Origin of the sequence: Pseudoalteromonas atlantica (assembly GCA_007988745.1) — a bacterium.
Classification (GTDB): domain Bacteria; phylum Pseudomonadota; class Gammaproteobacteria; order Enterobacterales; family Alteromonadaceae; genus Pseudoalteromonas; species Pseudoalteromonas atlantica.
This window is the reverse complement of the sequence record BJUT01000026.1, coordinates 1-23,938: the sequence shown is the minus strand read 5'-3', so window position 1 is coordinate 23,938 and position 23,938 is coordinate 1. Positions and strand designations below refer to the sequence as shown.

The window sequence follows — 23,938 nt, the reverse complement described above, 5'->3', positions numbered from 1 at the left end:
ACGTGTTTTTTAGCGTTGATGCTCGGTAACACTTGCATCTGCCATGAGGTTTTCCAGCTCATCCTGAAGCTCAAATAGTTCAGGCTCAACGTTATCTAGCACGCACTCACTTTTAAGTGAGGTTTCTATGGTTTCTGCCAGTGATTTAAGCTTAGGCACACCGGTATAACAGCACGCGCCATGGAATTTGTGGATAACACTTAATACCGTTTGGCAATCGTTTTGCTCAATAGCTTCGTTGAGCTGCGAGAGTGTCTCTGGCACACTTTGTAATAGCATATTGAGCATTTCCAGCGCCAGCTCACCTTTGCCCCCTGCACGTTGTAGCGCAAGCGACCAATCTAAGCAGTCACTTTCAAATGGAGCTGGGCTTTGCGACGTTACACTTTTAATTTTGTCGCGGCTTACGGGCGATTGCGGACTATGATCGCAAATAATTTGGCTCAGCATGTCCTCATCAATAGGCTTAGTTAAATAGCCTTTAAAGCCATCTTTTAATAGCTGCTCTTTTTCACTGTGCAGTGCATGCGCGGTTACCGCAATAATAGGTGTGTCTTCGTTTAAAGAAGACTCCTTAATAAGTTTACACGCGGTAATGCCATCCATAATCGGCATTTGTATGTCCATAAAAATAACATCGTACTTATGGCTTTTACTTAAGCTGTAGGCTTGCGAGCCATTATAAGCGGTGTCTATAAATTCAACTTGCTCTTTTAACAAGGTGCAAATAAGTTTTAAGTTTGCATCGTTGTCATCTACCACCAGTACTTTTAATGGCAATAATGTTTGGTCGCTTGGCTCAATATTTAAGGTTGGATGATCAAGGCGATAAGGCGCAGCCAGTACTTCACATAATTTACGATGATTAAGCGGCTTACTTAAGCACGCATCGGCGCCGCTGCCAATAAACGCTTCGCGCATATTATGCGATACAGTATTGAGCATAAGGTATAAATAATCGCACGACTCGCGAACCATATTCACATAGCTCTTAAGTCGCTGCATATCATCTACCGATGTCATATCACCAATGATACAAATATCGTACTTAAACATTTTATGTTTGATGGCGTCTAAAAACGCTGCTTCATTAAAACAGGCGGTTACAACCGCTTCCCACTCGTTTAATACAGAAAGCACTGAGTGGTGCGTATGCTCGTGTGGCTCTAGGTATAATATGCGTTTACCAATAAGTGATTTAGAAGGTAAGTCGTTACTAAAGGTATGATCAGGCAACCTAAACACACCATTAAAGGTAAAACAGGTGCCGCTTCCCGGGGCTGAATTTAGCGTTATTCGGCCATTCATAGCCTCTACAATGTGTTTGGTAATAATGAGACCTAAACCAGTGCCGCCAAATTTTCGGGTAATGGAGGAATCTGCTTGGCCAAATGCAGTAAATAACGCATCTTGCTTATCCATTGGAATACCCACACCGGTATCGGTTACTGATACTAAAATAGAGGCGCGGTCTTCATCTAATAAGCGGTAGCTTATATCAACTTTTATAGAGCCTTTTTCAGTAAACTTAATGGCATTACTTAACAAGTTAATGAGTACTTGTTTAAGGCGAGTGGGGTCACCGGTTAAATCATCAGGCACTTGTGGGTTGATATAAATAGATAGCTCTAGTTGTTTTTCATGCGCCGAGGGAGCTAATAATGTCATAACTTCGTTTACGCTATCGCGCAGTTGAAACTGGATTGATTCAAGCTCCATTGCGCCCGCTTCAAGTTTAGAAAAATCTAAAATATCGCTAATAATCGTCAATAAGCTATTGGCAGAAAGTTCTATGGTATCGAGATAGTCTTTTTGATGTTTATTTAAAGGTGTTTTATACAATTGGCGCGTAAAGCCAATAACCCCATTAAGTGGGGTGCGTAACTCGTGACTCATTTTAGCTAAAAAGTCGGACTTAACGCGGTTAGCATCTTGCGCCTCTTTTTTGGCCATGGTTAGCTGAATATTTGAGGTTTCGTATTGCTCTAGGGTTTCGCGGTAATCACTCGTGGCTTGATCAATATTTTTCTGCATTTCGTCTTTTTGCATAACCATAGTGTGGGCAATGGTATTAAGCCCTTCACGCAAAAGTTCAAATTCGCCCATCATGGTGTCGTTTAAACCCGTGTCTCTTTTACCTTCAACTAGTTTGTCGGTGGCAAGTACTAACTTATTAAGCGGGTTCATAAACATACGGCTAAGCTTAAGCGCTAAAATAGATGCCAATATTATTGAAAATAAAATAACAATGCCGCTAATTAAAACCGCTCGCTGCTGGCCTATAATCGCTTGGTCTTTATTAAGTTGTAAAATAACGGTGCCAAGCGGGGTTTGAAAATCATTAATATCCCATTTTGATACCGGCGCAGAGTGATTAAAAATTGGAGTATAGAACGTGATTAACTCTTCTGATTTATTAATTTTTGTTGTGTGAAGATTTTCAATTTGTTCTTTTTGAGTTAGTTCATCAAACGAGCGATGATAGTTGCTGGTCATAATAAGCTGATTGCTGGTATCAAAAATAGCAATCGATTTAATGGTTGGGGAGTGCTTATTGTGTGTGTAACTAATCAGACGGTTGAGCAGCTTTTTATTTTTTTCAAGTAAAGGCTGCTCTAAAGCAATTGCTAAGGGTTCAGATATTGAGCTGCCTTGCTGATATAAAATTTCATCAAGCTCAATGTAACGATTTATTGTAAAATAGCCGCCAAGTAACAAACCAATGATCACTGTGGGGATCAAGGTTAAGGTTAAAACAGAATCACGTAAGCCTAATTTGGTCATAATGGAAGCGTTATTATCATTATTAGTATGGATCGAGTATATACGGTTCATCGGCTATTCTCAAAGCATCTGATTTGCTTATACGTAATACAAAATTTAAGGTAATGCCGCATGGCGCAAATTTTTAAAGCAAAGAAAAAACCACTTAAACAGCAAACACTCACACTTAATATTACGGCCATGGATCATCAAGGGCGGGGCGTTGCCAAACACAATAATAAAGTGTGCTTTGTAAGCGGCGCTTTAATGAATGAAAAAGTAACGGCAACCCTAATTGAAGATAAGGCCAAATACAGTAGTGCAAAGCTGGTTAAGGTTATTAATCCAAGCGATGCACGCACGCAGCCTTTTTGTCAGCATTATAATCACTGTGGTGGTTGCCAGTTGCAGCACCTAGAAATAAATCAGCAAGTGGTTGAAAAGCAAAATGCAGTGACGCAATTGTTTCAAAAATTTGCCAAATTAAGCGACTTAAATTGGCAAGCGCCTCTTTTAAGTAAGCCCACTCATTACAGACGCAGTGCCCGTATTGCCGTAATGTATGATAAAGCCGCTAAAAAAATGCGAGTTGGGTATCGTGCGCCTAGCTCTAAAAATGTGATTAGTATTGAGCAATGTGATGTGCTTAGTAAGGCATTTACTAACGTATTTAGTATTTTTGAAACGCTTATTAATCAATACAAAGCGCTACACAGTATAAGTCATTTGCAGTTGTGCCAAAACGAAGCTGGGAACTTTATTGTTATTCGCCATACTAAAGCGATACCAGATGAAGCCAAAAGCTATATACAAGAAGCAGCAAACGCACAGCAGTGGTTAATTACCTGGCAAGACAACAGCGATGTTATAGAGCAGGCTCATTTGCCTACGCCGTATTATTTTTTAGAAAAGTTTAAATTAAAATTTGAATTTGGCCTTGGTAATTTTATTCAAGTAAATGATGAAGTTAACCAAGCTATGTTAGCTCAGTCAGTAAATTGGCTTAACTTGCAAGGAAACGAGCAAGTATTGGATTTATTTTGTGGTATTGGTAACTTTTCATTAGTGCTAGCCCAGCATGCTAAATCGGTTATTGGAGTAGAAGGGGTTGCATCGGCGGTTGCAATGGCGACGCAAAATGCGCAAACTAACTCTATCACTAATGCGCACTTTCATTGTTTTGATTTAACGCAAAAAATTGAAACAGCACAATGGTTTAATAAGGCGCTAGACGTATTAGTATTAGACCCTTCTCGCACAGGTGCTATGGCTGTTTTAGAGCAACTACCTTTAAAGCAGTTTAAAACCATTTTATATGTCTCTTGCGATCCTGTTACTTTAGCCCGTGACAGTGCAATTATTTCGCAAGCAGGCTTTGAAGTTACTAAAACTGGGCTAATGAATATGTTTCCACATACAGGACACATAGAAACAATGGCGTTATTTCAACGGAGGTAAAGCGTTTTATGGTCGCTACACGTCAATCACATCAGCAGGACGACAAAGGTGACTTTGCTACTAGCCTAAAACAGTTAGCGTTATCGCAAGAGAAAATAACGCTACTAAACAAAGCGCAAGCATTGTGTGTTACATGTGACAACCAAGCACGGCAAAACACGGCCATAGAAATGGTCGAGATTTTAGCCGAGCTAAATTTAGATGCAGAATCTCTCGCAACCGCGTATCTCACGCATTACTACTTAAATGACTTAGTAGACCTTGAAACCGTAGAAGCACAACTTGGCAAAAATGTAGCCATGCTTTTAACAGGGGTTGCGCAAATGGCTGCTATTAGTACTTTATCGCACCAAGGTAAAGGCACTATGCAGGTAGATAACATTCGTAAAATGTTACTTACCATGGTTGAAGATGTGCGCGCTGTGGTGATTAAACTTGCTGAGCAAGTGTGCCATTTACGCAATGTAAAAAATGGCGATGAAGAAGAGCGTGTTATTGCCGCTAAAGAAACCGCCGATATTTTTGCCCCGTTAGCAAACAGGTTAGGTATAGGGCAGCTTAAGTGGGAACTAGAAGATTTATCGTTTAGGTATTTACACCCCGACACCTATAAAAGCATTGCTAAACAACTTGATGACAAGCGCCTTGCCCGTGAAGCCTATATGGAAGATATGGTTGCGCAAGTAAAAGCTCGCTTAAGCGAAGCCGGTATTGAGGCGCAAGTGTATGGTCGCCCTAAGCACATTTACAGCATTTATAAAAAAATGCAGCAAAAAAACTACGAGTTTGATCAGCTGTTTGATATTAGGGCAATGCGTATTGTTGTAGAGCGCCTGCAAGATTGTTACGGCGCGCTAGGTATTGTGCACACTAATTGGCGCCACCTTAATAAAGAGTTTGACGACTACGTTGCTACACCTAAACAAAATGGCTATCAATCAATTCATACCGTGGTATTTGGCCCTGAAGGGAAAACCGTTGAAATACAAATACGCACCAGCGAAATGCACCAAGATGCAGAGCTAGGCGTAGCCGCGCACTGGATGTATAAAGAAGGCGCTTTACCTGGGCGTGGCTCAGGCTATGAGCAAAAAATTAGCTGGTTGCGCAAATTACTACAATGGCAAGAAGAAGTGGTTGATGGGGGCGATTTAGCCGAAGAGCTTAAAAACCAAGTTGTAGAAGACCGCGTTTATATATTTACCCCAAGCGGCGATATTATCGATTTACCTGTTGGCGCTACACCGCTTGATTTTGCTTACTACATTCACTCAAATGTAGGGCACCGCTGTATAGGGGCTAAAGTATTTGGCAAAATAGTGCCGTTTACACATCAGCTATCAACGGGCGATCAGGTAGAAATTCTCACGCAAAAGCAGCCTAATCCAAGCCGCGATTGGCTAAATCCATCGCTTGGTTACATTAAATCGTCGCGTGCAAGGGCTAAAATCCATCATTGGTTTAAACAGCTCGACCGCGATAAAAACTTAAGCGCCGGTAAAGAGATTCTTGATAACGAACTGCAAAAGCTAGATTTAACCTACAAAGATTTAGACCCAGCCATTAAGCGCTTTAATTTTAAAGAACTAGATGACTTAATGGTTGCCATTGGTGCCGGCGATGTTCGCTTAAACCAAATGCTTAACTTTGTCAGTGATCGTACTGAAGAAGAACCCGTTATTCGTTTTAAAGCGCCAAGTAAAGTAACTGGCGATAAAAACGGCATTGTGGTGGATGGCGTGGGCAGCTTAATGAGCCACGTTGCTAAGTGTTGTCGCCCAGTACCTGGCGATAAAATAATTGGCTATATTACACAAGGCCGTGGCATTGGGGTGCACCGCGAAGATTGCGATTCATTTAACAACTTAAAAGAGCAACACCCAGAGCGTGTTATATCGGTTAGTTGGTCAGATGAAATAAACGGCTCTTATGCGCTAAGTATAAAAATAGAAGCCAGCGATCGCTCAGGTTTAATTCGCGATATTAGCTCTGTACTGGCTAACGAAAAAGTAAATGTGATCAACATGAACGTTAATACTGTTGGGGCTGATCAGTTAGCGGTATTTACTATGCAAATAGAAGTGCATGATTTATCGGGCACAAACCGGGTTTTGTCTAAACTGCATCAAATTGAAGGTGTTCACAGTGCCAAGCGAAACCAATAAAATGGCAAACAGTAACGCCCTTGAGCAACTCCTCGATATTATGGCGTTGCTTCGCGATCCTACCGACGGTTGCCCGTGGGATCGCAAGCAAAACTTTAAATCGATTGTTCCGCACACGCTAGAAGAAGCCTTTGAAGTGGCCGATTGCATAGAGTCGGGTAATTTAAACGAGCTTAAAAATGAGCTGGGTGATTTACTGTTTCAAATAGTTTTTTATGCACAACTTGCCAAAGAGCAGGAGCTATTTGATTTTAACGACGTGGTTAGTGAGCTAAATAGTAAACTTACCCGCCGTCACCCTCATGTTTTTACCACTAAGCAAGCGTTAACCGACGAGCAATTAGCAAAGCAATGGCAAGCAATTAAAGCACAAGAGCGTGCAGCAAAAGTACAGCCAAGCAAAGCCTCACTTTGGCAAGATATACCTACCAATATGCCAAGCCTAACTAAAGCTAAAAAAATTCAGCAGCGTGTTGCCGCACTTGGTTTTGATTGGCCAAGCTACCACGGGGCACTTGATAAAGTAAGTGAAGAAGTATTTGAAGTAAAAGAAGCGCTTGAGCACGACCCTTCATCCGATCATACAGCAGAAGAAATAGGCGACTTATTATTTGCCACAGTAAATGTGGCTCGCCATGTTAAACGCGACCCAGAGCAACTACTCAGACAAGCCAACGATAAGTTCTCGGCGCGCTTTGAAAAAGTGCAAGGTTATTTAATTGCAAAAGGTAAAAGTTTAGAGCGCGCAACGCTTGACGAAATGGAAGAAGCATGGGAAGCCATTAAAAAAGCGAAATAAGATGAGCCCAGCACAACCTAATGTTAATCAACGAACATTTTTTGTGCGCGTAAACGCTATTTTTAGCTGGATTGCTCAACGCTGTTTTGGTACAATTTCGCCCCGTCTTGATGATATACCCAGAGTCTCTTTCTCGGGTGTTATATTCCTTTTAATTCCTGATATTCTAGGGTTCGCATGAGTACAAAATTTATCTTCGTTACTGGCGGGGTTGTTTCTTCGTTGGGTAAAGGTATTGCAGCAGCGTCATTGGCAGCTATTTTAGAGGCCCGCGGTTTAGATGTTACCATTTTAAAGCTGGATCCTTACATAAACGTTGACCCAGGCACAATGAGCCCAATTCAACACGGTGAAGTATACGTTACAGAAGACGGCGCCGAAACGGATCTTGATTTAGGTCACTACGAGCGTTTTATTCGCACCAAAATGACCAGCCGCAACAACTTCACACAAGGGCGAGTGTACGAAGATGTACTACGTCGTGAGCGCCGTGGTGAATACTTAGGTGCAACCATTCAGGTTATTCCACACATCACAAATGACATTAAGCAACGTGTATACGACGGTGCTGAAGGTCATGATATTGCGATTGTAGAAATTGGTGGCACAGTAGGTGATATTGAATCACAACCATTTATTGAAGCAATTCGTCAGTTAGGTACAGAAATTGGCCGCGAACGCGCGCTATTTATTCACCTAACGCTAGTGCCATTCTTAGGCCCTGCAGGCGAAGTGAAAACCAAACCAACACAGCACTCAGTTAAAGAGTTACGCTCTGTAGGTATTCAGCCAGATATTCTTATTTGTCGCTCAGACCGTAAATTGCCTAACAACGAACGTGCAAAAATTGCATTGTTTACAAACGTTGAAGAAAAAGCGGTTATTTCGCTTCCTGACGTAGACAGCATTTACAAAATTCCTGCGCTATTAAAATCACAAGAGCTAGATAACTTTGTATGTCGTCGTTTCCACCTTGACGCACCAGAAGCTGATTTAGTTGAATGGGAACAAGTACTTTATCAAGAGTCTAACCCGACTGGCGAAGTAACGATTGGTATGGTTGGTAAGTACATTGAACTACCAGATGCATACAAATCAGTTAACGAAGCACTAAAGCATGCAGGTCTTAAAAACCGTTTAACCATTAATATTGAATACGTTGACTCGCAAGACCTAGAAAGCAAAGGGGTAGAACTGCTTTCTCATCTAGATGCTATTTTAGTACCAGGTGGTTTTGGCGGCCGTGGTGTTGAAGGTAAAATTTTAGCGGCTAAGTATGCCCGTGAAAACAAAGTACCTTACCTAGGCATTTGTTTAGGTATGCAAGTAGCGCTTATTGAATACGCACGTAATGTTGCAGGTTTAACCGACGCTAACTCAACTGAGTTTAATATTCACTCAAAAGCGCCAGTAGTGGGCTTAATTACCGAGTGGTTAGATGCTGAGGGTAACATTGAAATACGTGATGAAAAATCTGATTTAGGTGGCACCATGCGTTTAGGCGCACAAAAATGTCACTTAACGCCGGGTTCTAAGGTGCACGAAGTGTACGGCAATACAGAAATTATTGAACGTCACCGTCATCGCTACGAAGTAAACAACAACTTTGTAGAGCAATTAGAGCAAGCAGGCTTAAGCTTTACCGGTTTATCAGAAGATAAAAAACTAGTAGAGATCATCGAAAATAAAGATCACCCATGGTTTATTGCCGCGCAATTCCACCCGGAATTTACGTCAACACCACGTGATGGTCACCCGTTATTTGAAGGGTTTGTAGCAGCTGCTCATACTCATCAAAAAACGTCTTCGTAATTAAAAAAAGCCGTGCATATTGCACGGCTTTTTTGTCTAAAGGGCTGACTAAAAGATATAAAACGTAGTAAAGTTAGCTGAACTCACCATTTTGGGAATATAGAGGAATCAAGATGTCAGAAATCGTAAAAGTAATTGGTCGCGAAATTATGGACTCGCGTGGTAACCCTACTGTTGAAGCTGATGTATATTTAGCTGATGGTTCTTGGGGCCGCGCTGCCGCTCCTTCAGGTGCATCAACAGGTACTCGCGAAGCACTAGAGCTACGTGATGGTGACAAAGCCCGTTACTTAGGTAAAGGCGTATTAAACGCAGTTGGTTTTATTAACAACGAAATTGCGGATGCGCTAAAAGGCCAAAATGCATTAGAGCAAAGTGCTGTAGATAAAGTAATGCTAGATTTAGATGGCACCGAAAATAAAGAAAAACTAGGTGCAAATGCTATTTTAGCGGTATCACTAGCAACTGCAAAAGCCGCTGCACAATTTAAAAAAGTTGAGCTTTACGAGCACATCGCAGACTTAAACGGTACACCAGGTGTTTACTCAATGCCGTTACCTATGATGAACATCATCAACGGTGGTGAGCACGCAGATAACTCTGTCGATATTCAAGAATTTATGATCCAACCTGTTGGCGCTGAAAACTTCCGCGAAGGCCTACGTATGGGCGCTGAAGTATTCCACAGCCTTGCTAAAGTATTAAAAGCAGACGGCCACTCTACAGCGGTAGGTGATGAAGGTGGTTTTGCACCAAACCTTGCATCAAACGAAGCGGCACTTGCAGCTATTAAAACAGCTGTAGCAAACGCAGGTTACGAGCTAGGTAAAGATATTACACTGGCTATGGACTGTGCAGCCTCTGAGTTTTACGACAAAGAAGCAAACATTTACGATCTGAAAGGTGAAGGCAAAAAATTCACTTCAGAAGAGTTTAACTACTTCTTAAAAGATCTAACTGAGCAATACCCAATTGTATCTATTGAAGATGGCTTAGATGAGTCAGATTGGGATGGCTTTGCACACCAAACTAAATTAATGGGCGATAAAATCCAATTAGTAGGCGATGATTTATTCGTAACTAACACAAAGATTTTAAAACGCGGTATTGATAACGGTATTGCTAACTCAATCCTAATTAAATTTAACCAAATTGGTTCACTAACTGAAACGTTAGCAGCAATCAAAATGGCTAAAGATGCAGGCTTTACAGTTGTTATTTCGCACCGTTCTGGCGAAACCGAAGATGCAACTATTGCTGATTTAGCGGTAGGTACTGCTGCAGGCCAAATTAAAACAGGTTCATTGAGCCGTTCTGACCGTGTTGCTAAGTACAACCAACTTCTTCGCATTGAAGAAGCGCTAGGTTCTAAAGCACCTTACAACGGTCTTAAAGAAGTTAAAGGTCAGTAATTCTATTTTATATAGAATCTTATTTTTAATTTTAGATAATAAAATCCTCGCTAATGCGGGGATTTTTTATGCCTGATAATTTATCAAAGAGATGAGAATGCTTTGTAGGCGTTAATCTTACTGACGCGCACTCAGTGCGAAAAGAGGGTACAAGAAAAGCGAAAACTCTTTATTTAAACCTCAAATTATTTTATTAAAAAAGGTGAAATATCTTGTAGGAGTTAAGCTCGCTGACACGCGCAAGTAGTGCGAAACAGGATTTGCTTAACTCATAATATTTTCTGCACAGCTCAGAGCTGAAATTGCTGCTTTAAAATAGCCCCTGTAAAACTGGTTTTTAAATAAAAACCACGCGGTAAGGTTTTTATTGTTTGCCCATTTGGACCAATAGCATCGGTAACTACTTTGCTATTAGCGGCTTTAGGCCTAATTTGTATAGCATCCCCTAAATGGCCCGATATTTCATCAACTCGCCCAAGCGCTATTAACTCCATTTGTTCTTCCCAGTCTCGTTGTAGCAACGCATCTTGCTCAGGCGTAGGCTGCCATAAAAAGCCACTGCCTATGGTTCTATCAAAAGGCGCAATATCGCGCTCACTCAATATAGGCAGCCATAAAACATGATTGAGTTTTTTACGCACAGCGCTTGTATGCCACGTCATGCCGGTTACGTTTATAAGGGGGGTAACCGACACAAAAGTGGTTTCTAAGGGTTTTCCTTTATACGAAATAGGCAGTGTTTTTAATTCAATGCCTAAATCTTCAAAGTCGGGGAGGGGTTTTGAGCCTGCAGTAGCGCCTAACACGTATTCAATAAGTTGCCCGGTCCAGCCTTTTTCACGTAATAGGTCGTCAGGGGTTTTAAAGCTGTATTGAGAGGCTAATTGCCCTAATGTTAAACCAGCAATAGCGTTCACGCGTTGCATTAAGTCATTAATTGAATGGGGTTTTGTTGGTCGCATGCTACTCATTTACCTTGAATAATTAACAGCGCCATGATAGCAAAACCCCCGTAAGGTGGATATCTTTGCTTTTGGTTGTTTTTTATACGCACTGTGTTTGGCGTAATTTTGCTCACCCCAAAAAGTCACAGTTTAACTGTAAGTGACTGACTAGCTTTAATATTTTCAATTAACTCATTCAGCTTTAATTAAGTTAGCAAATTCTATATGGGATAAATACAACTATATAAACATGTTTATCCACAGAATCTGTGGAGAAAGCGAGTTTTTAGATCTGCTATTGTGGACTTGTTTGCAAAATAGCCTTGTTTATCAAAAGTTATACACAAGCTGTGAGTAAATAGCACTAAACATAATAATCAAGGCATAGCTTAGCTTTTTTTGCTAAAAGTTGCGTCAATTAAGGGTTATTTTATCCTTGTAATTACTCAGTGCTCATTTAAGGTTAAGTCGTTATGCACAGCGTAAATAGTAAACGTGCGATTAGGGCGTGATGACTTTGGGGATAATAGTGTTTGCCGAATTGCAGCTAATGTGGAACAATCATTAAAAATCGACTTACAAATGAGGCACTAAGGTGATTGATGCCGAAGGTTTTCGTGCCAATGTCGGAATTGTAATTTGCAATAATCAGGGGCAGGTTTTTTGGGCTAGACGTTACGGTCAACATTCTTGGCAATTTCCCCAAGGCGGTGTTGATGACGGAGAAACACCCGAACAAACCATGTACCGTGAATTACACGAAGAAGTAGGTTTGCGACCAGAAGATGTAGAAATAGTTGCAAGTTCAAAACATTGGTTACGCTATAAATTACCCAAGCGATTAATTCGCCGCGACTCTAGTCCGGTGTGTATTGGGCAAAAACAAAAATGGTTTTTATTAAAACTGCGTTGCAAAGATGAAGATGTAAACTTGCTTAAAACACATCATCCCGAGTTTGATGATTGGCGCTGGGTGAGTTATTGGTACCCAGTAAGGCAAGTGGTATCGTTTAAACGCGATGTATACAGACGGGTGATGAAAGAGTTTGCACCGTTTGCAATGCCCTTTAATAAAAGAGAACATCATAAAGAACAGTGGCGACACAAAAGGTAGTAGCATAATTATAAAATAAGGAGCAGGTAATGCTGGCAACACTTAGAACTATTGCTGAGTCTGTTTCGCAACAAGCGAATTTAGACAGTGCCTTAGTGTGCTTTGTGAAAATGGTTAAAGAGGCCATGAAAACCCAGTGCTGCTCTATTTATTTTGCCGACTACAGCCAAGATAACTTTGTACTTATGGCAACCGAAGGCCTTAACCCCGACGCCGTAGGTAAGTTTAGAATTGGTTTTACCGAAGGGCTTGTAGGTTTAGTGGCCCAGCGTGAAGAGCCCATTAATATTGCTTTTGCAAAATCTCATCCGCGTTTTAAACTCTCCCCCGAAGTAAACGAAGAAGGTTACAATGCCTTTTTGTCTGTACCTGTGGTCCATCAAAAAAAGGTATTGGGCGTTATTGTTGTACAACAAAAAATGGCGCGGGTTTTTAGCCAAGACGAAGAGTCGTTTTTAATTACCCTTTCAGCGCAGCTAGCCTCGCAACTTGCGCATGCTGAAATAAAAGAGCTTTTACGCCAAGACGAATCATCACACCAAACCTCAGTGCTCAAAGGGGTGTCGAGTGCGCCAGGTATTGGGATTGGCCAAGCCTTTGTGGTACTGCCCAAGCTTGATTTTAAATCTATAGAACTAAAAAAAGATCCCGATAGCGCCGAGCAACGCCGTTTGTTTACACAAGCCGTTGCTGCCACCCGCAAAGAATTTAATACCCTGTCAATGACCTTGAGTGACTCAATCCCGCGAGAAGCACTCGCGGTATTTGATGTATACCAACAATTACTTGATGCCAAAAGTTTAGGCCACAATGTTGAGGTACAGTTACAAGAGGGCTGGTGTGCAAAAAGCGCCTTAAAAATTGTTATTGAGCGGCTTATTTCGCAGTTTAATGCCATGCAAGATCCCTACATTAAAGAGCGCGCAGTTGATGTAAAAGACATAGGTTTAAGGGTATTACACCACCTTGTAAACACAGAGCACGCAGTAAAAGATTACCCACCCAATACCATATTAATTGCGAATACCTTAACGCCCGCCATGCTGGCTGAAGTACCCAACGGGCATTTAGCGGGTGTAGTGAGTGTGAATGGCTCAGCCAATAGCCATGCCTCTATATTAACCCGAGCGATGGGAATACCGGCTATTTGGGGTATTGAAGATTTACCCTTATTGCAATTTGATGCTAAACCAATGATTTTAGATGCCTTTGCTGGGCGTTTATATATTTCTCCTTCGCAAGTGTTACTCGACGAATACGCACAGTTAAAGCACCAAGATAAACTACTCAATAACCGCTTTTTAGCAGAGCAAAGTGCGCAGTCGGTTACCTTAGATGGTGAGCAAATAAATTTAATGCTAAATGCAGGGCTTGAGCTTAATACCGAGCAAAGCAGTGCGCATATTTGCGATGGGGTAGGACTTTATCGTACCGAAGCATGGTTTATGCAAAAGGGGCAATTTCCATCGCAAGCTGAGCAAGAAAACTGGTATAGGGAGGTGCTAAAAAGTTACCACCCAGCGCCAGTGGTTATGCGAACCCTAGATATTGGTGGCGATAAAGTTTTAGATTACTTTAATATCACCGAAGAAAATCCCTTTTTAGGGTGGCGCGGCATACGCATAAGCCTTGACCATCCAGAGCTATTTTTAGATCAGCTCAAAGCTATGTTAAAAGCAAATATGGGCTTAGGTAATTTAAAAATAATGCTGCCTATGATCAGCGGTACAGAAGAGGTAGACGAAGCGCTCGCGTTATTTGAACAAGCTTATTTTGAACTGGCAGAAAAACACCCAGAGCAAAATTTGGAGCGCCCAGAAGTGGGCATTATGCTTGAAGTACCCTCAAGTATATTTATGCTCGACGAGTGGGCTAAAAAAGTAGATTTTTGCTCAGTAGGCAGTAACGATTTAACGCAATACTTACTTGCTGTCGATAGAGCAAATGCGCGCGTGGCTCAGTTATTTAACCCATATCACCCCGGTGTGTTAAGGGTATTAAATAAAGTAGCGAATGAATGTAATAAACACCGTTTACCCTTTAGTTTATGTGGCGAGCTAGGCGGCGAGCCAGAGGGTGCTATTTTACTCATTGCCATGGGCTATAGGCATTTAAGTATGAACATGTCGTCGTTAACTAAAGTAAAGTGGATTTTAAGGCGCTTAAATATTAACGATATGCAGCAATTACTCGCAGAGTGTTTAGTGCAATCGAACGCTAAACAGGTACTGCGCTTAACGCGCAATTTTATGATTGAACACCAATTAGGCGATCTATTCTACACCGCCAAATAATGCAGCGCTTAAAGATGCTATTAACTTTATAATCCTTTAATATAGGCGCACGAAAAGGTATTTGAGAACACTATGTATGACTTAGCTTTACTCGTGGCCAGTTGTGCGCTACTTGGCTGTGTAGTTGGCTTTTTAGCTGGGCTATTAGGGATAGGCGGCGGTTTAATTATTGTGCCTGTTTTAAGTAGCTTATTACTGATGTTTGACGTTACTTCACCTGATCACGTATTAGTTATTTCTATTGCAACATCGCTTGCCTCTATTTTATTCACTTCTACTTCTTCAGTCTTGGCTCATCATAAAAATGATAATGTGCCGTGGCAAATTGCACCGTGGGTTATGTCGGGTGTAGGCTTAGGCGCGTTAATAAGTGGCTTTGCCGCAAGTTTAATACCCGAACAAGCATTACGCAGCGTGTTTGCAATTAGCGTTGTGTTTATTGCAGGCAGAATGGTGTGGGCATCACGTAGTAAATCGCTTAAAGAAAAACCGCTACCAAAAGGGGTTATTTTAGGGAGCATTTCTGCCCTTATGGGCGCGCTTTCTGGTTTAATAGGTATTGGTGGCGGCGCACTTATTGCCCCTATGCTTAATTACTTTTCAGTTGATATGAAAAAAGCGATAGGCTGTGCATCAGCGAGCGGCATTGTTATCGCGCTATTTGGCTCTATTGGTTATATAAGCACAGGCTGGCAGGTAACCGATTTAGCTCATGGGTTCGCAGGGTTTGTATACTTACCTGCATTATTTGGTATTGTAATAACATCGTGGTTTGTGGCGCCCTTAGGGGCTAAAGCAACTCATTATTTACCTGTTAATATAATAAAGAAAATTTTCGCGGTGTTGCTTGTGCTCATCGCACTTAAAATGGTTTTTAGCTAAAGGTTTATTTATGGCACTTGAGTTTCCTCAAATCGATCCAATAATTTTTTCTGTTGGACCGCTAAGCGTACGTTGGTACGGTTTAATGTATTTAATTGGTTTTGCATTTGCGATGTGGTTTGCTAATCGTCAAGCCGAAAAACCAAACTCTGGTTGGACTAAAGAGCAAGTTAGCGACTTGCTTTTTTACGGCATGCTAGGGGTTATTTTAGGCGGTAGAATTGGTTATGTATTGTTTTATCAGTTTAGTTACTTTTTAGAAAATCCATTATATTTATTTAGAATTGACCAAGGCGGTATGTCGTTCCACGGCGGAACATTAGGGGTTATTACCGCTATTATACTATTTGCAAAAACCCGCAAAAAATCACTATTCGCAGTGGGGGATTTTGTGGTGCCACTGGTTCCGGTGGGCTTATTAGCAGGGCGTATTGGTAACTTTATAAATGGCGAGTTATGGGGCCGCGTAAGCGATGTGCCATGGGCAATGGTATTTCCAACGGGTGGGCCGCTTGCGCGTCACCCATCACAGTTATACGAAGCCTTTTTTGAAGGGCTAGTCCTGTTTTTAATTTTATTATGGTTTATTAAAAAGCCTCGCCCTGCAGGCAGTGTAGCCGGTGTATTTTTATTAGGGTACGGCGTATTTAGATTTTGTATTGAATATTTCCGCCAACCAGATGCGCAGCTTGGCTTATTTGCCGATTTTATCTCAATGGGCCAAATACTCTCGTTACCTATGATAATTGGTGGCCTAGGGCTATTAATTTGGGCGTACAAAAAACCGCAACCTGTAACCGCAGCAAAGGCATAGTAAGAACAGATCATGAAACAATATTTAAAATTATGTCAGCGCATCGTTGACGAAGGTGTATGGGTAGAAAACAAACGCACAGGCACGCGTTGCTTAACCGTTATTAATGCCGACTTAGAATACGATGTAGGTAATAATAAATTTCCTATGATCACCACTCGTAAAAGTTACTATAAAGCCGCTATAGCAGAGCTTTTAGGTTACTTACGCGGGTACGATAGCGCAGCGCAATTTCGCGATATAGGCTGTAAAACCTGGGATGCAAACGCAAACGATAATAACGCATGGCTAAATAACCCTAACCGCAAAGGCGAGGACGACATGGGCCGCGTTTATGGCGTGCAAGGGCGAAATTGGCAGCGCCCAGATGGCTCAACGCTCGATCAGCTTGCTAAAGTAATAAATAACTTAAAAAACGGGATTGATGACAGAGGTGAAATAATTACCTTTTATAATCCTGGTGAGTTTGAGCTTGGTTGCTTGCGCCCATGTATGCACACGCATACGTTTTCGCTGCTTGGCGACACGCTGTATTTAACATCGTATCAGCGCAGTTGCGATGTGCCGCTGGGCCTTAATTTTAATCAAATTCAGTGCTTTGTATTACTGGCATTGGTGGCGCAAATTACCGGCCATAAAGCAGGTAAGGCGTATCATAAAATTGCTAACGCGCATATTTACGAAAACCAGTTACCGTTAATGCGCGATGTACAGCTAACACGTGAGCCGTTTGACTCACCGCAATTAAATATTAACCCAAACATAAAATCACTAGAAGATATAGAAACATGGGTAACACGAGACGATTTTGAAGTAGTAGGCTATCAATGCCACGAACCAATCCAATATCCGTTTTCAGTATAATAAGATTAAGGAGAACAAGATGAAAGCAGTGATCCCCGTAGCAGGCCTTGGAACGCGTATGTTACCTGCCACAAAAGCTATCCCTAAAGAGATGCTCCCAGTGGTAGACCGCCCGCTTATTCAATATGTAGTAAATGAAGCGGTAGCAGCAGGCGTTAAAGAGATTGTACTTGTAACGCACTCAAGTAAAAACTCTATCGAAAACCATTTTGATACCAGCTTTGAACTAGAAGCCACGCTTGAAAAACGCGTAAAGCGGCAATTACTTGCCGAAGTACAGGCAATTTGCCCTAAAGATGTGACCATTATTCACGTACGCCAAGGCGAAGCCAAAGGCTTAGGTCATGCAATTAACTGTGCAGCGCCAATTATTGGCAACGAACCCTTTGTGGTTATTTTGCCAGATGTAATTGTTGATGACGTAGAGAGCGACCTTAAAAAAGACAACCTAGCAGAGATGATCGCCCGTTTTGAAGAAACTAAGCACAGCCAAATTATGGTTGAGCCAGTACCAATGGACGAAGTAGACAAATTTGGTGTTGTTGATTTAGGTGACGTAGAGCTTCACCAAGGTGAAAGCTCGCCAATTATTAACATGGTAGAAAAACCGCCAATAGATGAAGCACCTTCAAACCTATCGGTAGTAGGGCGTTATGTATTAAGCGAAAACATTTGGCCACTGCTTGCTAAAACGCCGCAAGGGGCTGGCAACGAAATTCAACTTACAGATGCAATTGCCATGCTAATGCAGCAAGAAAAAGTAGACGCGTACGCAATGAAAGGCCGCAGCCACGATTGTGGTAGTAAAATAGGCTACTTAAAAGCAACGATAGAGTTTGCTCTGCGCCGCGACGAGTTTGCAGATGATTTAAAAACATTTATTAAATCGTTAATTTAGTTTTTATTAAATTACCCACCAAGGCGCCTGTTTAGGCGCCTTTTTTAGTGCTAAATTATTAATACAAAAATAGGTATGGGTTTACTTAATTTTAACCACGCCAGTAATAAAGATGGTCTACGCTTAATTATGTTCTGAATTTGACTTGCGTTATATAGCAACATAACGTAATTTATATTGTAAAGTTTATGTTAATTGGCATCAAAGTTGTATTAAAAGCCAAACTCACGGAAGGGTCATGTTAATTTTATCTAAGCAGGTAAATTAGCGTGCGGGAGCAAAAATCGCTCATTGTTTAAATTGCTAAGTTAAACGCTTTCTTGTGAGAATGTTTAACTGAAATGTAAGTGCACAGGCACTGCTTTCAGGATAACGGGTACATGCTTAAATTAAAAAAATACTATAAACACTTTTTTGTATGCCTTTTTACGCTTACGTTTGGCACGGCGTGCTCTATTACGCCTACCGCTAAACCTGCTGTTGATAATGAAATACCTAACACCACGCCCGATTACGTATCGATAACTGCACTAGAGCTTGCGCAATTAAAAGATGCCGCAATGCAATGGCAGCAAGCACGCGCCGGTATAGAGCGTATTTTAAAGCTTGAAAAAGAAATTACTTACCTGGTTAATCACATAGATATAATAAACTCTAAAGCTATTGCACAATCTAATGCAAGCCCTGCCTACAGCAGCCGTTACACTCGCACGCCTTCGCGTACAACCAGTAATAAGCCACGTCGTCAGCAAACTTACAAAGCTGCTAACAATAACCAAAAGCAAACTATAAAGCTTAATACCCCTAAACATGTATTTGCATTACAAGTTGCCTCGGTTGATTCTAAGCAGGATGTAGCCAAAGCCTGGCAAGAACTAAATACCAAAGCAGCGCCACTATTTAGAGATAAAATATTAACCAACGTAGAAACCGCAAAAATAAATGATAAAACCTTTTATCGCTTAAAGCTTGGCTCTTATAAAAACCTTAAAAATGCCAAAGCCGACTGTGAAGTATTTAAAATGTATAAGCTCGACTGCATTGTAAGTAACTACACCGATAAGCCAATTAAACTTTAATAGTGATACCAACCCGCAATAATAAATAATCATTTTACGGGGCTAATCGTGTTGCGTTCTGCGTTAATAAATCTCGTTTAGAACAACTAAATAGCAATTTTTTTGCCTAGCTATCAATACGTTTTACTATCCTCATAATAGATTACTTAATTAAGCTAATTGGTATAAAAGCGCAATAGGTACTAGCACGCGTGACTTGCTAAGCGTTGATTGGCTGTTAAAATAGCGCCCACTCTTACCCATATTAACAACATACTTATGCTGCACTACAAGGATTTTTTAGCCACATTAGTTTTAGGCTTTGCATTAGCAAACAGTGCTCACGCACTAGCAACGGCCCAAAAGCAGGCGGTGCTCATTAAAAAAGATGACTTAGCCGTACTAAAAGAGTCAGCGCAGCAGTGGCAACAAACCAAGCCTCAACTAGAAAGACTGTTAAAGCTAGAAAGTGAAATACAGCGCACAGTAGATAAATTAAAACAACTTAACGCGCAGCCAAAACTGCAGCAAACTAACCACTTAGCTGTTGTAAATACAAATGCGCTGTTTGCTGTGCAAGTGGGGGCATATAAAAATAAAGCGGTACTTGAAGCGGCTATAAAGCAATTTCAATCGGCCTCAAATAAGCTTGAAGTAAATACCGAGCAAGTACTGATTGACCAGCACACCTTTTATAGATTAAAGCTTGGTGCGTTTAAAACAAAAGAAGCAGCAAACGATGCATGTAAGTTATTAATAAACAATAATACTTGCTTTGTAACCTACTACGTCAAAACGCCTCAAAGTTAATTAACCTGAACTCTGGTTAAGAGCCTTACTAGCATATTGAACTATCTTGATACTTAAATTTATTATCTCTGGCTAGAGATAGGTTTATTATCCAGAGTTTAGGTTAATTAGGCATAATAATTGCTTTATCCTCGGTATGTTTTAAAGAGGACGGCAACTATGCGCCTTTTACTGCCTTTAGTATTGTTAAATTTAACTGCTTGCAACTTGGTTCCGCCCCCAGAGCCGAGTGTGCCTACTGACGCGCCAAAAGCAGCAATGGCACCCTATACCGTTAACGAGTATGTAGCAAATCTAACCTCGCAGCTTAACCATGTAAATGGCGCTTTAAATGCCAATGCGCGCATTGGTGTGAGTAGCTTTTTTTATGCAGATGCTTTAGATACTAAGCTAGTAGCAGGGCAGGCCTCGGGTTTGAGCTTACAAATTCAAGAAAGCTTATTAACGCAATTTACCCAGCTTGGCTATCATACCGTTGAGTACCGCCTAGGTAATAACCTTATATTAGCGCAAAACGCAGACAGCATATTAAGCCGCGACTTAAGTAAATTACGCAATCGCCAAAATATTGACTTAGTCATCACCGGCACTGTAACGCGCCAACAGCATGCTTATATAGTTAATGCACGACTCGTTAATATTGAAAACAAGCAAGTACTGTCGGCAGGCAGCACAGAGATCCCTATAAATGTAATGTGGGGAAATGAAAAAATTCAGCAGCGTGACGGCTCTTTGTACCGCAGCGAATATTAATCAGGAGCACACCATGAGAAACCTATTAATTACCCTATGTTTGCCATTAGGCTTTGGCTGTTCGCAAATGTTAAATTCGCTACATTCAGAGCCGGAGCAAGTTGAGCAAGACAATGCAGCCCAGCTTGTTTCAGAGCAACGTGCGGTAAAAGCACCTGCACCAAATGAAGCGTTATTTCAGTCTAATTTAAACAAGCAAAGTAACTACACCAAAAGTGCCCCTGCAAAACGCAAAAATATAAACCATTATGTGCGCGGTATAATGCAAGACATGGTCGAAAACCTGCAATACGTAAACGACAAAACGCCACTTGCCGTTTCTAGCTTTGTATTTTTAGATGATGATTACAGCGATGGAAGCCTGTTAGGTAACCAAATAGCCGAAAGCTTTATGCACGAGCTGCATAGTTTTGGAGTACCGGTTATCGATTTTAAAACCACCGATTATATGCGAGTAACCCCCGCAGGCGACTTTGTATTTAGCCGCGACTACCTAGAGCTAAACCAAGATCAAAACTTTAATTACGTATTAGCAGGAACACTTGTGAGCCACCAAGGTGGCGTACTGGTAAATGCACGAATAGTGGGCATTAAAAGTAAAGCGGTAGTGGGCAGTGCGCAAGGGTTTATCCCTCAATCAGTGGTTGATGCGCTAAACAGTAGCTATCGCACCGACGGAATTATGCTTAAACAAGCCAGCGAGTGAGGTTGACCATGCTTTACAAACTATCTGCTATAGCGGGGCTAACGGCAACGTTAGCATTAACTGGCTGTTCAATAACGCAAAATAATGAGCATAACGAAAGCATAAACACACGCTCAGACTACACCGTGGTAACGCAAAGTAGCCAACCCACGCCTATGTATGCCAACCAATCTGTGCAGCAGCAAAGTGAGTACGACACAGCAAGGCAGTTTACACCGCTTAAACACCACAAAACGCTGGCAAACTATGTAGAGCAAATGGCGCTGGATTTAGTCGATACGCTTGAAGCCGAAGCGCCCGATAACAACAGCATCAACATAGCGGTTACCACCATTGTAGATTTAGACGCATCGCTTAATAAAAGTAATCAGTTGGGTAATCAACTAGCAGAGACGTTTATTCATCAGCTGCAAAAATTTGGCTACGGCGTGGTAGATTTTAAAACCATGGACAACATTGATGTATCAAACAGAGGCGACTTCGTGTTATCGCGCGATATAGAAAAGCTAAGCGAAAGCAGCATGGCTAACTATGTATTAGCAGGTACGTTAATTTACCGCCCAAATGGCGTAGCAGTAAACACCCGCGTTATAAATGTTCACAGCAAACATATTGTAGCAAGCAGCCGTAAACTCATACCGCTGTACGTATTAAACAAAGAAGATATATATTTATCAAGCAATTAAGTTAATTTTAGCTTGATATGAAAAACAAGAAGCCGTTATAATTTTTGTAAGCTGTAAGCTGTAAGCTGTAAGCTGTAAGCTGTAAGCTGTAAGCTGTAAGCTGTAAGCTCGGTGCGGCCTCTTAGTTAAATGGATATAACGGCCCCCTCCTAAGGGGCAGTTGCAGGTTCGATTCCTGCAGGGGCTACCAACCAAAAACCTAATGCAATATTAGTAACTCTTTTGTGCCTGCGTAGGTCGGATAAGCGAAGCGCCATCCGACACAGTAAAATACCTTACCAATTATTATCAATATTTTATTGCTGACGAGTGGCTGAGGAGTGCCATGAGCAGACGGTTGCCACCTTAGGCCTTGTTATATTTACGTTTAAACAGCACTGTTTTTTAAAAGTAAATGTGACAAAAATAGTGGTAGTAGACTATTAATTAATCGAGCATTGCTTTTGCTAGATTTATCGAGCATAACCCAGCCATCAGTTCCCATAACTTCGATTGATTCAATGTTGATATTTTCAACTCCAGGTTTTTCTGAACACCAATCACCTGCTACGCGAAAGATCCCAAAGTCTGTTTTTAAACGACTAATGTTGAATAACTGCATCAAACCTCTTTCTAAATATTACGCTTCGCTAAGTGGCAATAAATTTGTTGGCTAAAAAATTACTGAGGAGCATGGTCGATTTCAACACCTTGTTATATGTCGTTTACACCAGACATTTCAGCCATAAATTCTCCAAGTTTTATTTGAAGCTCTTCGTTAGCTTCAATTGAGTAATCATATGCAGGGATGTAATCAATGAGATTTTCATTAACAGCTTTATCAATTTCTTCATTAGCTTCTTTAGCTTTTTGAATACTAATGATTAGCTCTTTGTTCATAAGTGTTTTATAAACGTTAATCGCAAATTCTTGTTTATCTTTGAAGTCCTTAAATACATTGGGGTTCGGTCTATCCATCTCAGATGGTTCATCTTCAACTTTGTGTTTTGCATACTCTAATTGTTGATAATAGCGTGATGCCTGTATTACTAATGACAAGGAATGGCTTAGCTCTAACAAAACGTTTTTGTTAATTTCCCAAATACGATCTTTTCTTTGTTTTTGTATTGAGCTGTAGTGAATAGCAGTTGCTACTGCTGTAGCTAAAGCAATAAATATATTTGTTGCAACAGCAACATCAAGATTGACGTTAGTGACAAGAAGGGAAACAAATAATATAAAGGCAATAAAAAAACCAGCAATAGAGCCAATAAGAAACTGAAAGTTAAACACTAATGCTCCAAAGGTATATAACAACTTTATCAGAGGACACTTTCCTTTTTAGCGCGAAAACGTCCATATTTAATGAGCTTAGATTAATAACAAATTGTATGTGTTATTACCAGCTATAAATATTATGCTTTCTGTAGCTTATATGAACATCTAAATAAGAGGAAAGTTTGCTTTTATTAGTACTAAGTTGATGACGAATCACTTGAACGATCAATTATCGCTCAAAGCCGCCCTTAAAAAACCAAAGATGCCAATAACTACTGAGTTGAAGTGTTAGTAAAACAGTAATTATTATAACTACGTATAAAAAAGCGAGTAAATAAAAATCTACTCGCTTTAAAATTTTGACAGCTTACAGCTTACAGCTTACAGCTTACAGCTTACAGCTTACAGCTTACAGCTTACAGCTTACAGCTTACAGCTTACAGCTTACA

The 23,938-nt window shown here is 40.9% G+C and carries 20 protein-coding genes and 1 tRNA gene; 17 read left to right on the top strand and 4 right to left on the bottom strand.

The annotated features are described in order from the left end of the window. Positions 1 to 9: 9 nt before the first annotated feature. A complete protein-coding gene (gene barA / locus PAT01_RS11800; RefSeq protein ID WP_154945538.1) occupies positions 10 to 2,784 on the bottom strand; it encodes a two-component sensor histidine kinase BarA in 2,775 nt (924 codons plus the stop codon). A gap of 111 nt (positions 2,785 to 2,895) precedes the next feature. Between barA and rlmD the strand changes: the two genes are divergently transcribed. The 5 genes from rlmD to eno all read left to right on the top strand — a co-directional run bounded on the left by rlmD (position 2,896) and on the right by eno (position 10,409). After that, positions 2,896 to 4,221 carry a 23S rRNA (uracil(1939)-C(5))-methyltransferase RlmD gene (rlmD, locus tag PAT01_RS11795; protein WP_154945537.1) on the top strand — a complete coding sequence of 442 codons (1,326 nt, stop codon included), beginning with the start codon at positions 2,896 to 2,898 and terminating at the stop codon, positions 4,219 to 4,221. 8 nt (positions 4,222 to 4,229) lie between these two features. Further along, the gene (gene relA / locus PAT01_RS11790) at positions 4,230 to 6,386 is read left to right on the top strand and encodes a GTP diphosphokinase (protein ID WP_154945536.1); all 2,157 of its coding nucleotides are present in this window, start codon (positions 4,230 to 4,232) and stop codon (positions 6,384 to 6,386) included. A gap of 1 nt (position 6,387) precedes the next feature. Continuing rightward, on the top strand, positions 6,388 to 7,185 hold the full coding sequence (gene mazG / locus PAT01_RS11785; protein ID WP_154945545.1) for a nucleoside triphosphate pyrophosphohydrolase: 798 nt from the start codon (positions 6,388 to 6,390) through the stop codon (positions 7,183 to 7,185). 177 nt (positions 7,186 to 7,362) lie between these two features. Continuing rightward, positions 7,363 to 8,997 carry a CTP synthase gene (locus PAT01_RS11780; RefSeq protein WP_004586236.1) on the top strand — a complete coding sequence of 545 codons (1,635 nt, stop codon included), beginning with the start codon at positions 7,363 to 7,365 and terminating at the stop codon, positions 8,995 to 8,997. A 113-nt stretch (positions 8,998 to 9,110) separates the two neighbouring features. Next, positions 9,111 to 10,409, top strand: a complete 1,299-nt coding sequence (gene eno / locus PAT01_RS11775; RefSeq protein WP_029771921.1) for a phosphopyruvate hydratase — start codon at positions 9,111 to 9,113, stop codon at positions 10,407 to 10,409. Positions 10,410 to 10,699: 290 nt separating this feature from the next. On the opposite strand, the gene mutH is transcribed toward eno, so the two are convergent. Then, positions 10,700 to 11,371 (bottom strand): DNA mismatch repair endonuclease MutH, encoded by a 672-nt coding sequence (mutH, locus tag PAT01_RS11770; protein ID WP_004586238.1) that lies wholly within the window; start codon positions 11,369 to 11,371, stop codon positions 10,700 to 10,702. Between the two features lie 577 nt (positions 11,372 to 11,948). Here mutH and rppH point away from each other — a divergent pair. The 12 genes from rppH (at position 11,949) to PAT01_RS11710 (ending at position 22,422) form a co-directional block, all read left to right on the top strand. After that, the gene (gene rppH, locus PAT01_RS11765) at positions 11,949 to 12,467 is read left to right on the top strand and encodes an RNA pyrophosphohydrolase (protein ID WP_004586239.1); all 519 of its coding nucleotides are present in this window, start codon (positions 11,949 to 11,951) and stop codon (positions 12,465 to 12,467) included. A 29-nt stretch (positions 12,468 to 12,496) separates the two neighbouring features. Beyond that, entirely contained in the window at positions 12,497 to 14,761 is a 2,265-nt protein-coding gene (gene ptsP / locus PAT01_RS11760; RefSeq protein WP_004586240.1) for a phosphoenolpyruvate--protein phosphotransferase, read from the top strand. Between the two features lie 72 nt (positions 14,762 to 14,833). After that, entirely contained in the window at positions 14,834 to 15,643 is an 810-nt protein-coding gene (locus PAT01_RS11755) for a sulfite exporter TauE/SafE family protein (protein WP_154945535.1), read from the top strand. 10 nt (positions 15,644 to 15,653) lie between these two features. Further along, positions 15,654 to 16,457, top strand: coding sequence for a prolipoprotein diacylglyceryl transferase (gene lgt / locus PAT01_RS11750; protein WP_004586242.1), 804 nt, complete (start codon positions 15,654 to 15,656; stop codon positions 16,455 to 16,457). A 12-nt stretch (positions 16,458 to 16,469) separates the two neighbouring features. Further along, positions 16,470 to 17,321 (top strand): thymidylate synthase, encoded by an 852-nt coding sequence (locus PAT01_RS11745; protein ID WP_004586243.1) that lies wholly within the window; start codon positions 16,470 to 16,472, stop codon positions 17,319 to 17,321. 19 nt (positions 17,322 to 17,340) lie between these two features. Continuing rightward, positions 17,341 to 18,219, top strand: coding sequence for a UTP--glucose-1-phosphate uridylyltransferase GalU (gene galU, locus PAT01_RS11740; RefSeq protein WP_121637835.1), 879 nt, complete (start codon positions 17,341 to 17,343; stop codon positions 18,217 to 18,219). Positions 18,220 to 18,599: 380 nt separating this feature from the next. Continuing rightward, complete coding sequence (locus tag PAT01_RS11735; protein ID WP_029771919.1) at positions 18,600 to 19,298, top strand: SPOR domain-containing protein; 699 nt, start codon at positions 18,600 to 18,602, stop codon at positions 19,296 to 19,298. Positions 19,299 to 19,508: 210 nt separating this feature from the next. Continuing rightward, on the top strand, positions 19,509 to 20,087 hold the full coding sequence (locus tag PAT01_RS11730) for an SPOR domain-containing protein (protein WP_154945534.1): 579 nt from the start codon (positions 19,509 to 19,511) through the stop codon (positions 20,085 to 20,087). Positions 20,088 to 20,246: 159 nt separating this feature from the next. Further along, entirely contained in the window at positions 20,247 to 20,840 is a 594-nt protein-coding gene (locus PAT01_RS11725; RefSeq protein WP_004586247.1) for a FlgO family outer membrane protein, read from the top strand. A 13-nt stretch (positions 20,841 to 20,853) separates the two neighbouring features. Continuing rightward, positions 20,854 to 21,546 (top strand): FlgO family outer membrane protein, encoded by a 693-nt coding sequence (locus PAT01_RS11720; RefSeq protein ID WP_004586248.1) that lies wholly within the window; start codon positions 20,854 to 20,856, stop codon positions 21,544 to 21,546. An 8-nt stretch (positions 21,547 to 21,554) separates the two neighbouring features. Then, a complete protein-coding gene (locus PAT01_RS11715; protein WP_154945533.1) occupies positions 21,555 to 22,232 on the top strand; it encodes a FlgO family outer membrane protein in 678 nt (225 codons plus the stop codon). A gap of 115 nt (positions 22,233 to 22,347) precedes the next feature. After that, a tRNA-Arg gene (locus PAT01_RS11710) sits at positions 22,348 to 22,422 on the top strand. Positions 22,423 to 22,599: 177 nt separating this feature from the next. Here PAT01_RS11710 and PAT01_RS11705 read toward each other — a convergent pair. After that, positions 22,600 to 22,833 carry a hypothetical protein gene (locus PAT01_RS11705; RefSeq protein ID WP_154945532.1) on the bottom strand — a complete coding sequence of 78 codons (234 nt, stop codon included), beginning with the start codon at positions 22,831 to 22,833 and terminating at the stop codon, positions 22,600 to 22,602. A 92-nt stretch (positions 22,834 to 22,925) separates the two neighbouring features. Further along, positions 22,926 to 23,504: a sulfite exporter TauE/SafE family protein gene (locus tag PAT01_RS11700; protein WP_154945531.1), complete on the bottom strand. Its 579-nt coding sequence runs from the start codon at positions 23,502 to 23,504 to the stop codon at positions 22,926 to 22,928. Between the last annotated feature and the right edge of the window lie 434 nt (positions 23,505 to 23,938).